The following is a 10,217-nucleotide window of genomic DNA, read 5'->3' as shown; positions in this document are numbered from 1 at the left end:
GCCGGGAAACCGGCATGCACGGTTCTGAGGGGGCCGGGGCCCGGCGACGGGCTCCGGCTACCCGACAATGTGTCGCCAAGTCCAGGGCCGTGCATCTGCGCAACAAAGCGACCGGGGAGAAGGCCACGTGCGGTCCGGCTCAACTCGACAAAATGCTGACCGAGGCCCGCGCCGGTACGCCGTGGCTGCGTGAGGGCTCATCGGTTCCCCAGCAGCAGGTCATCCGCGACTTCGGCCGCTCCCGCGCCAAGGCGCAGAAGGACATCGCAGAGCGCCTGCCCATGGCACGCCGGGCCGGGATGCCGAAGTGGAAGACCAAGCGCGAGGCGCTGCCGACCCTCAACTACACCCGGCGGGGGTTCCGGTTGAAGGACGGTCGGCTGTACCTGGCCGGGGGCATCGTCGCAACAGTGGTGTGGTCGCGTCAGTTGCCGGCTGAGCCGTCCTCGGTGCGCGTGTACCAGGACAGCCTCGGGCACTGGTACTGCTCGTTCGTCGTGCCCGCCCAGGTGCAGCCGCTGCCGGAGGCCGGTCGCGTACTCGGTGTCGACTGGGGCGTGAAGGAGACCGTGACCACCACGTCCGACGCGCACGACCTGCCGCACGCCGAACACGGCAAGAAGGCCCGGACGAAGCTGACCCGGTACGACCGGATGATGGCCCGCCGCAAGCCGAAGAAGGGCCGGCCCGGATCGAAGGGCTACCGCGAGGCGAAGAGACTGCGGGCGAAGACATACAAGAAGGTCGCCAGGCAGCGTGAGGACACCGGCCGCAAGTGGGCCAAGAAGGTCGTCCGCGACCACGACGCCATCGCGGTGGAGGACTTCCGTCCGAAGTTCCTCAGCCGTACCACCATGGCCCGCAAGGCCGCCGACGCCGCCATCGGCGCCACCAAGGCCGCCTTGATCGAGATGGGCCGCAAACACGGGCGGGACATCCGCCTGGTCCACCCTGCGCACACCACGATGGACTGCGCGCACTGCGATGCGAGAGCCAAGCACGCACTGCCGCTGGGTGAGCGCACCTACACCTGCACCACATGCGGAGCCGTGTCCCCCAGGGACAAGAACTCCGCACGCGTGATGCTCGTCCGGGCTGGTCTCAACCCGGCTGGTGCTGATGGCGGAAGACCTCCTGGAGCGCTGCTCCAGGAGGCGGCCTGAGCCAGGAATTCCCTCCCTGGAGGGGAGGATTCAATTCTCCTTGGTGCCGCCGCGCAGGGCGACGGCGTACATGTCGTCGGCGTCGAGGCGCCGCAGCTCCTCGGCGATCAGCTCGGAGGTGGGGCGCACCTTCAGGGCGAGGGTGCGGGAGGGCTGGCCCGGCAGGGTGAGCGTGGCGAGCGGGCCCTCGGGGCGGTCGATGACGATCTCGCCCTGCGCGGTGCCGAGGCGCACGCCCGTCACGACGGGTCCGGCGGTCAGGGCGCGCTCGACGGACACGCCGAGGCGGGCCTCCAGCCAGCGGGCCAGCAGTTCGGCGCTGGGGTTCTCGGCCTCGCTCTCCACGGCGGCCGAGATGATGGTCGCCTTGGCCTGGTCGAGGGCGGCCGCCAGCATGGAACGCCAGGGCGTCAGCCGCGTCCAGGCGAGGTCGGTGTCCCCGGGGGTGTACGAGGCGACCCGCTGCTCAAGGGCGTCGAGCGGGGTCTCCACCGCGTACATGTCGGTGATCCGGCGCTGGGCGAGCGCCCCCAGCGGATCCTTGGCCGGCACCTCCGGCGCGTCCACCGGCCACCAGACGACGACCGGCGCGTCCGGCAGCAGCAGGGGCAGGACCACGGAGTCGGCGTGGTCGGACACCTCGCCGTACGTCCGCAGCACGACCGTCTCGCCGGTGCCCGCGTCCGCGCCGACCCGCACCTCGGCGTCCAGGTGGGACTTGGTGCGGTCCTTCGGCGTGCGGGCGTGCCGCTTGATGACGACCAGGGTGCGCGAGGGGTGCTCGTGCGAGGCCTCCTCGGCCGCCTTGATCGAGTCGTAGGCGTTCTCCTCGTCCGTCACGATCACCATCGTGAGGACCATGCCCACGGCGGGCGTGCCGATGGCCCGGCGGCCCTGGACCAGGGCCTTGTTGATCTTGCTTGCCGTGGTGTCGCTCAGGTCGATCTTCATGGCCTGCGCCAGCTCCGTCCATCTCGTGCGAGCATCTCGTGGGCTTCCAGGATCAGCCGTTCATACGCCTCCGGGATGGACTCCGTGAACGACTCGCCGTACGCGAAGTCCATCGTGACGTCCCGGAGCCACTCCGGGCTCCGCTCGGTGCTCATTCCTCGCTCATTCCTCGTCGACTCCCTTGCTGTTCAGGGACTTCGTCACCGCGTCCAGCAGCTCCTGCCACGCCGTCGCGAACTTCGCCACGCCCTCGTCCTCCAGCTGCCGCACGACCTCGGCGTACGAGATGCCGAGCGCCTCGACGGCCCGGAGGTCGGCGCGGGCCTGCGCATAGCCGCGAGTGACCGTGTCGCCGCGGACGACACCGTGCTCGGCGGTCGCGTTCAGGGTCGCCTCCGGCATGGTGTTGACGGTTCCCGGCGCGACCAGCTCGTCCACGTACAGGGTGGGGCTGTACTCCGGGTCCTTCACGCCGGTCGAGGCCCACAGGGGCCGCTGCTGGTTCGCGCCCGCGGTCTCCAGGGTGTCCCAGCGATGCGTCGAGAAGGCCTCCTCGTAGCCCTCGTATGCCAGCCGGGCGTTGGCGAGGGCTGCCCTGCCCTTGAGGGCGAGCGCCTCGTCCGTACCCAGGAGTGTCAGCCGCTTGTCGATCTCGGTGTCGACGCGGGAGACGAAGAAGGAGGCGACGGAGTGGATCGCCGCGAGGTCGAGGCCCGCCGTCTGCGCCTTCACCAGGCCCGCCATATAGGCGTGCATCACCTCGTAGTAGCGCTCCAGCGAGAAGATCAGCGTGACGTTGACGCTGATGCCGAGGCCGATGACCTCGGTGATCGCGGGGAGGCCGGCCTTCGTCGCCGGGATCTTGATCATCACGTTCGGGCGGTCGACCAGCCAGGCGAGCTGTTTGGCCTCGGCGATGGTCGCCCGGGTGTCGTGGGCCAGACGGGGGTCCACCTCGATGGAGACCCTGCCGTCGCGGCCGGCGGTCGTGTCGTACACCGGGCGCAGGATGTCGGCGGCGGCGCGGACATCCGCGGTCGTCATCATCCGTACGGCCTCGTCGACCGTCACCCCGCGCACGGCCAGGTCGGCGAGCTGCTCCTCGTAGCCCTCTCCGGAGCCGATCGCGGCCCGGAAGATGGACGGGTTGGTGGTCACGCCGACGACGTGCCGGTGCGTGATGAGGTCGGCGAGGTTCCCGGAGGCGATGCGCTCGCGGGAGAGGTCGTCCAGCCAGATGGAGACGCCCTCGTCGGAGAGGCGCTTCAGGGGTTCCGCGGCGGTGGTCGCGTCGGTTGCTTCGGAGGTCACGGTGATCATCTTCCTTCAGACGGTCGCGTCAACCACGGACGGCTGACGGTGATTCCCTCACGGTGGTGATACCTGCGACTACTCCGCAGGGGAACTGCTGAGGGGGCTCCACGCGCGCGTGGAGCCCCCTCAGGGTTCGACCGTACGGCGCTCGACCGTACGGCCAACAGCCCGCCATATGGCCAACAGGTCCGCTCAGCGGCCGAAGTTGAACCAGTTCACGTTCACGAACTCCTGCGACTGACCGCTCGTGAAGGTCAGATAGACGTCATGAGTGCCGGTGACCCCGCTGATGTTCGCGGGCACCGTCCGCCACGACTGCCAGCCACCGGTGTTGGCGATGGAGAAGCTGCCGATGGGAGTGTTGGTACGGCTGTCCAGGCGTACCTCGACGAGGCCGCTCACACCGGAGCCCGCGCCGCTGGCGATCCGGGCGACGAACTGGGTGGCCGCCGTGGAACCGAAGGCGACGTTCTGGAAGAGCGCCCAGTCGCCGCCTGCGAGGGAGCCGATGTTCTGGCCGCCGCCGCTGTCGGTCGTGGTCTCGGTGCTGACGCCGCTCTGGCTGTTGTACGACTCGGCCTGGATGGCGCTGTACGCGTCACGGGTGCCCGACGGCGGAGGCGTGGTGGTGCTCCCGGCGGCCGAGAGCACCTGCACGTAGTCCACGACCATGGGGACACCGGAGCGGGTGTCGCCGTCCAGGCCGCCGCCGAAGGCGTCGGGGAAGGCGCCGCCCATCGCCACGTTCAGGATGATGAAGAAACCGTGGTTGGTGGCGTTGTTCCAGGTGGTGGCATCGACCTGGCTCGCGTTCACCGAGTGGAACTGGGTGCCGTCCACGGAGAACCGGATCGTCTCCGGCGTCACCGAGCGGTCCCACTCCATGGTGTAGGTGTGGAAGCCCGACTGGCAGGTCGTGTTGGGGCACGCGACGGTGTTGCCGAGGCCGGTCGTCTCGTTGCACGGGCCACCGGGGTTGGTGCCACAGTGCATCGTGGCCCACACCTGGTTGCGGCCCTGCACGTTCTCCATGATGTCCAGCTCGCCGACGCTCGGCCAGTTCTGGTAGTTGCCCCGGTAGGGCGCGCCCAGCATCCAGAACGCGGGCCAGTAGCCCTCGGCTGCCGTGCCGGTGACGTTCGGCATCTGGAGCCGGGACTCGACCCGCAGTTTCCCGCCCGCCGGGGGCTGGAAGTCGGTGCGGTTGGTCTCGATACGGCCCGAGGTCCAGTTGCCGGCCGAGTCGCGCAGCGGGGTGATGCGCAGATTGCCGTTGCCGTCGAGCGAGACGTTGTTCGTGCTGCTCGTCATCGTCTCGACCTCGCCGGTGCCCCAGTTGGCGGGCCCGCCGGGGTACGAAGTGCCGGTCGCGTACTGCCAGTTGGAGGTGTTGACGCCGGTGCCGGCCGTGCCGTTGAAGTCGTCGACGAAGACCCGGGTCCAGCCGGTGGGCGGCGCGGGCGCGTCACCCTGCGCGACCGTCGCCCCGGCCGTGGCCAGCGCCAACGCGCTGACGACGGCGAGAAGAACGCGCCGGAGCGGGCGGCGACGTCTGATGGGTATGCCGGAGGGTTCAGAAGTTTCACTCATAGCGGCCTCTTCGGGTGTAAGGAGTGAAGTGTGCGGGTGGGGAGCGCCCTGCGGAGTCCCGTTCTGAGAGCGCTCTCAAAGATGAGCGTGCGGACAATGTGCGCTCAGGCCCTGCGGTCGTCAAGAGTTAAAGCAGAGAAAGTCCGTACCTCTGCGGCGAGTTCACGATGTGAAGATGCGCGCCGGGGCGACTGCTGTGACCCGTTATTCGATGGCTCGCCCCCGCACAACCCGCTAGCTTCGCCCCATGGCGGACACCCACGGCACGTGTACGGATCGATTCGCCCCGGTGCGGGAAGCGCTGGCGGCCTCGTTGGACGACAAGGACGTGGGGGCCTCGGTCGCCGTCTACGTGGACGGGGAGCCGGAGGTGGATCTGTGGGGCGGGTGCATCGACGCCGACCGCACGGTCGCCTGGGAGCGGGACACCATCGGCAACGTCTGGTCGACCACCAAGACGATGGCGGCGCTGTGCGCGCTGATCCTGGCCGATCGCGGTGAGTTGGACCTGGCCGCGCCGGTGGCCGCGTACTGGCCCGAGTTCGCCGCGGCGGGCAAGGAGGGCGTACGGGTGAGTCACTTGCTGTCGCACACGTCCGGGCTGCATGTCTGGGACGCGCCGACGACGATCGACGACCTCTACGACTGGCCGACCGTCACCGCCCGGCTCGCCGCGCAGGCACCGGCGTGGGAGCCGGGCACCGAGGCCGGGTACCACGCGGTCACCCAGGGGTATCTGGTCGGGGAGGTCGTACGCCGCGTCACCGGTCGCAGCCTGGGAACCTTCTTCGCCGAGGAGGTCGCGGGACCGCTGGGCGCCGACTTCCACATCGGCCTGGCCGCCGAACACGATCACCGGGTCGCGCCGATCCTCGCACCGCCCTCGTCCCCGCCCCGGGGCGACCAGGCGCCCAACCCGGCCATCCCGGCGGACACCGCCAACACCCTCGCCTGGCGGCGCGCCGAGATCCCGGCCGCGAACGGTCACGGCAACGCCCGTTCGGTCGCCGCCGTGCAGTCACTGCTGGCCTGCGGGGGAGCGGCCCGGGGCGTTCGGCTGCTGTCGGAGAAGGGGTGCGAGCGGGTCCTGGAGGAGCAGTTCAACGGCACGGACCGCGTGCTGGGCGTGCCGATGCGTTACGGCATGGGCTACGGCCTGAACGCCGGCCAACTGCCCAACCCCCGCACCTGCTTCTGGGGCGGCTGGGGCGGCTCGGTCGTCCTGGTCGACCTCGACGCCCGGATGTCCGTCTCGTACACGATGAACCAGATGATCGACCCGGGCGGCGTCGGCGACGAACGGGGCTTCATGATCCTGGCGGCCGTCTACGAAGGTCTTTCGGCCTGACACACAAGACACACAAGAACGCTCCGGCCCCCTGACGACTGCTCAGGGGGCCGGAGTGCTGTCGGTGGGCGGGCCCGGTGTGCGCCCTGCCGTGGGCCACTGGCAAGATCACTTCCTGTGGGGGGAACCAGAACGCCGAATTCCCCCTCTCTACGGTCGGGGGTCGCACAGTTGATCACCGCGGTCCCCCATGACCTGCCGCAACAAGGTGTTCATGCCCTGTGCATGGTTGTGCTCCGAGTGCCAGTCCATGATCGGATCACGACCACCCGACGACCGTCATCAAAGGAGTCCGTATGCCCAGCCGCCGTCGCTTTCTCGCCGGGACCGCCGCCCTCGGCGCGACCGGGACGGTGGCCGGCTGTGTCGCGCACGAGGGACGCAAGGCGGGCGCCGCCGACCCCGCGGCGGAGGCCAGCCGTCCGCCCGTGTCGATCGTGCCCGCCGCCCAGGCCCCGTCGCAGCGGCTCAACATCGTGGTCGTCCTCGCGGACGACCTCGGCTACGGCGAACTCGGCTCCTACGGCCAGAAACTGATCCGCACCCCGCGCCTGGACGCCCTGGCCGCCGAGGGCCTGCGCTTCACCGACGCCTACTCGCCCGCCCCGGTCTGCGCCCCCGCCCGCGCCTCCCTGCTCACCGGCCTGCACAGCGGCCACGCCGCCGTGCGCACGAACCCGTGGGGCCCGGGCGGCCAGGGCAGCCTCACCGAGGACGACTTCACCTTCGCGGAGGCGCTGCGCGCCCTCGGCTACCGCACCGGACTCATCGGCAAGTGGGGCTTCGGCCCCGAGCAGCCGAACCAGCCCAGCCACCCCAACTCCCGCGGCTTCGAGGAGTTCTACGGCTATCTGACGCACAAGCACGCCCACAACTACTACCCGACGTACCTGTGGGACAACGGCAAGAAGCAGATCATCCCCGAGAACGAGGACGGCGCCCGCGAGGTCTACGCCCCCGACCTGATCGAGGAGCGCGCCCTCGGTTTCGTCGACACCCACAAGGACGAGCCCTTCCTGCTCTTCCTCTCCCCGACGGCGCCGCACGCCCCGAGTCAGGCTCCGCGGCTCGGCGAGTACGCGAACAAGCCCTGGAGCCGCCCGAACAAGGGCCACGCCGCCCAGGTGAGCAGCCTGGACACGATGGTCGGCAACATCGTCGACCGGCTCAGGACGCACCGCATCGCCCAGCGCACCCTCGTCATCGTCACCAGCGACAACGGCCCCCACGAGGAGGGCGGCACCGACCCCGACCTCTTCAACGGCAACGGCCCGCTGCGCGGCTACAAGCGCAACCTGTACGAGGGCGGCATCCGCGTCCCGCTCATCGCCTGGTCCCCGCAGCGCGTCCCGGCCGGCACCAGCGACCGGCCGACCCCACTGATCGACCTCCTGCCGACCCTCGCCGAACTCGCGGGCGCGCCCGCCCCGTCCGACATCGACGGCCTCTCCGTCGCACCGCTGCTGCGCCGAACCGGCCCCCGGGCGGCGGCCCGCCACGACCACCTGTACTTCTTCCGCAACCACAACGGCGTCACCCCGCGCGCCGACCGGGAGGACCAGGGCCGGGCGAAGCGGGCGGCGGAGGCGGTGCGACACGGCAACCTGAAGGCGGTGCGGTTCGCGCCGGGGCAGAGCCGGAACGCCCCCGACAGCCAGTGGGAGGTCGAGTTGTACGACCTCGCCCGCGACCCGGGCGAGCGTGACAACCTGGCGGCCGTGCGGCCCGCCCAGGCCGACGCGCTGGTGGCCCTGATGCACGCCTCGTGGGTGGAAACGTACAAGCGCAAGCCGTTCGGAGTCCGCCTCCAAGCGACCCGGAAGAACGGCAAGTTCCTCGTCACGGCCACCTTCGCCAACGGCTCCACCCGGCCCTGGACCGCGGCGCGGCTCGCCCTCACCGCGCCGAACAGCTGGCAGGTGCGGGCGCTCGGGCCGGTGACCACGGACCGCATCCGCTCCGGCGGCCGCTTCACCGCCCGCTGGGAGGTCACCCCCGCCGCGGACGCCGGCCAGGGCTGGCTCACGGCCCGCGGCACCGCCACCCACGCGGGCGCGGCGGTGACGTACGCGGCTCAGGCGCTGGTCAAGTAGCCTGGGGGGTGTTGTGAAGGTCCCGCACAGCACCCGCGGCGCCCGGCACGCTCCCCCACTCTCGGCTTCGCTCGAGCGGGAGGGGCCCCACCGCCGCACCGGCCAAAGGCCCAAGTAGCTCCTCCCCCAGTCTCAACTTCGTTCGACCGGGGGCACCCCCATCGAGGGCCTTCGTCCGGCACGCCGAGGGCACGCACCGGCTGTGACACCAGCCTCCCTCACTCTCGGCTCCGCTCGAGCGGGGGGACCCCCACCCGCGGCGGGCGCGGGCACCGCACGGGACCTTCACAACACCCCCTAGCTGCCCCGGCCCGGAATCGCGGACCCGCGCCGGGGCTCGTCCGGCCGCCAGCCCAGCGCCCGTGAGATCCCGCGGGCCGCGACCCGTACCGCCGGGGCCAGCACCGGTACCTGCGCGCCGGCCTGGGGTACCACCACCGACACGGCGGCGACCACGGCCCCGCCCGGCCCGCGCACCGGGGCGGCCACCGACAGCGCGTCCTCCGTGACCTGACGGCTGCTCACCGCCACGCCTGTACGGCGGACTTCGGCGAGCGCCCGCCGCAACTGGGCGCCGTCGGTGAGGGTGTACGGGGTGAAGGAGGCCAACTCGCCCTGGCAGTACTCCTCTTGGTACGAGGGTTCGCCGTACGCGAGGAGTGCCAGGCCCACGCCCGTGGCGTGCAGCGGCCAGCGGGCGCCCACCCGGATGTGGACGCCGACCGCCGAGCGCCCGGAGAGCCACTCGATGTAGACGACCTCGTCGCCGTCGCGCACCGCCAGCTGCACGTTCTCGTGCGTGGCCTCGTACAGGTCCTCCAGGTACGGCAGCGCGATCTGGCGCAGCGCGAGCCCGCGCGGGGCGAGCGCGGCGATCTCCCAGAGCCTGAGGCCCACGTGGTAGACACCGGACGCGTCCCGCTCCAGGGCGCCCCACTCGGTGAGCGCGCCCACCAGCCGATGGGCCGTGGTGAGCGTCAGCCCGGCGCGGCGGCTGATGTCGGTCAGCGAGAGCGCCGGGTGGTCGTGGTCGAAGGCGGCCAGCACGGCGAGCAGCCGGTCGGGGGCCGAGCGGGCGGCCCCCGTGGTCGGCAGGGCGTCGGTGGTCATCGGCATGGCGTCACCCCAGTCCGGCTTCGGCGACCTTCTGCAGCAGTGCGTGGAGCGTGTCGCGCTCGGTGGTGTCGAGAGGGCCGAGCAGTTCGTTCGTGACGCGCTGCCCAGCCTCGTCGGTGTTCCGCAGGAAGGAGCGGCCGTCCTCGGTGAGGACGATGATCCGGCTGCGGCGGTCGTCGGGGGAGGGGCGCCGCTCGGCGAAGCCCAGCTTCTCCAGGTCGTCCACCAGCCCGACGATCGCGCTCGGGTCATAGCCGAGGGAGGCGCTCAGCTCCCGCTGGAGCGCACCAGGCGAGGTGGCCAGGAAGCGCAGCAGCGCGTAGTGCCGCAGCCTGAGGCCCGACTCCTGGAGCGAGGCGTTGAACAGCTGCCCGGAGCGCAGGCCCAGGCGGTACAGCAGATACCCCGTGTCCGCGTGCAGCCCGCGCATCCACGGCTCACGCCCGTCGATCGAGGCGGGGTTCTGCGTCTGCTGGCCGGCGATGGCGGGCTCCCTGGTCGAGGCCCCGTAGGGGGCGCGGGTACGTACTGACTCAGCATGCCCCAAGGGTCGGACAACAACAACTATTGACGTCAACAACTATTGCTCTTAACTTCGATTTCGTAGCCGCAGTCGGCAGGCGCTCGCCAAGCGCTCGACGC

General features: G+C 70.8%; 8 protein-coding genes and 1 pseudogene. 3 read left to right on the top strand and 6 right to left on the bottom strand.

The window, feature by feature from the left end:
* Positions 1–65: 65 nt before the first annotated feature.
* A pseudogene (locus F3T56_RS06720) lies at positions 66–1,163 on the top strand (RNA-guided endonuclease InsQ/TnpB family protein); the annotation flags it as partial.
* Between the two features lie 30 nt (positions 1,164–1,193).
* Here the strand turns inward: F3T56_RS06720 and opcA are convergent.
* The 4 genes from opcA to F3T56_RS06705 all read right to left on the bottom strand — a co-directional run bounded on the left by opcA (position 1,194) and on the right by F3T56_RS06705 (position 5,018).
* Positions 1,194–2,114: a glucose-6-phosphate dehydrogenase assembly protein OpcA gene (opcA, locus tag F3T56_RS06715; protein WP_149823747.1), complete on the bottom strand. Its 921-nt coding sequence runs from the start codon at positions 2,112–2,114 to the stop codon at positions 1,194–1,196.
* A complete protein-coding gene (locus F3T56_RS46035) occupies positions 2,111–2,269 on the bottom strand; it encodes a hypothetical protein (RefSeq protein WP_172638815.1) in 159 nt (52 codons plus the stop codon). The genes opcA and F3T56_RS46035 overlap by 4 nt, the downstream gene beginning before the upstream one ends.
* Positions 2,270–2,276: 7 nt before the next feature.
* A complete protein-coding gene (gene tal, locus F3T56_RS06710) occupies positions 2,277–3,434 on the bottom strand; it encodes a transaldolase (RefSeq protein WP_149823746.1) in 1,158 nt (385 codons plus the stop codon).
* Between the two features lie 186 nt (positions 3,435–3,620).
* Entirely contained in the window at positions 3,621–5,018 is a 1,398-nt protein-coding gene (locus F3T56_RS06705) for a glycoside hydrolase family 16 protein (RefSeq protein ID WP_149823745.1), read from the bottom strand.
* A gap of 247 nt (positions 5,019–5,265) precedes the next feature.
* Here F3T56_RS06705 and F3T56_RS06700 point away from each other — a divergent pair, with 247 nt between their 5' ends.
* Together F3T56_RS06700 and F3T56_RS06695 are read left to right on the top strand one after the other, a co-directional pair.
* Positions 5,266–6,366, top strand: a complete 1,101-nt coding sequence (locus tag F3T56_RS06700) for a serine hydrolase domain-containing protein (RefSeq protein ID WP_149823744.1) — start codon at positions 5,266–5,268, stop codon at positions 6,364–6,366.
* A gap of 296 nt (positions 6,367–6,662) precedes the next feature.
* The gene (locus F3T56_RS06695) at positions 6,663–8,459 is read left to right on the top strand and encodes a sulfatase-like hydrolase/transferase (protein WP_149823743.1); all 1,797 of its coding nucleotides are present in this window, start codon (positions 6,663–6,665) and stop codon (positions 8,457–8,459) included.
* Positions 8,460–8,756: 297 nt separating this feature from the next.
* On the opposite strand, the gene F3T56_RS06690 is transcribed toward F3T56_RS06695, so the two are convergent.
* Together F3T56_RS06690 and F3T56_RS06685 are read right to left on the bottom strand one after the other, a co-directional pair.
* Positions 8,757–9,575, bottom strand: coding sequence for an IclR family transcriptional regulator (locus F3T56_RS06690; protein WP_149823742.1), 819 nt, complete (start codon positions 9,573–9,575; stop codon positions 8,757–8,759).
* Between the two features lie 4 nt (positions 9,576–9,579).
* Positions 9,580–10,005 carry a MarR family winged helix-turn-helix transcriptional regulator gene (locus F3T56_RS06685; RefSeq protein ID WP_149823774.1) on the bottom strand — a complete coding sequence of 142 codons (426 nt, stop codon included), beginning with the start codon at positions 10,003–10,005 and terminating at the stop codon, positions 9,580–9,582.
* Positions 10,006–10,217: the final 212 nt, after the last annotated feature.

It is taken from the genome of Streptomyces tailanensis, assembly GCF_008386495.1.
GTDB classification, from domain to species: domain Bacteria; phylum Actinomycetota; class Actinomycetes; order Streptomycetales; family Streptomycetaceae; genus Streptomyces; species Streptomyces tailanensis.
This window is presented reverse-complemented; position numbering and strand designations above follow the sequence as displayed.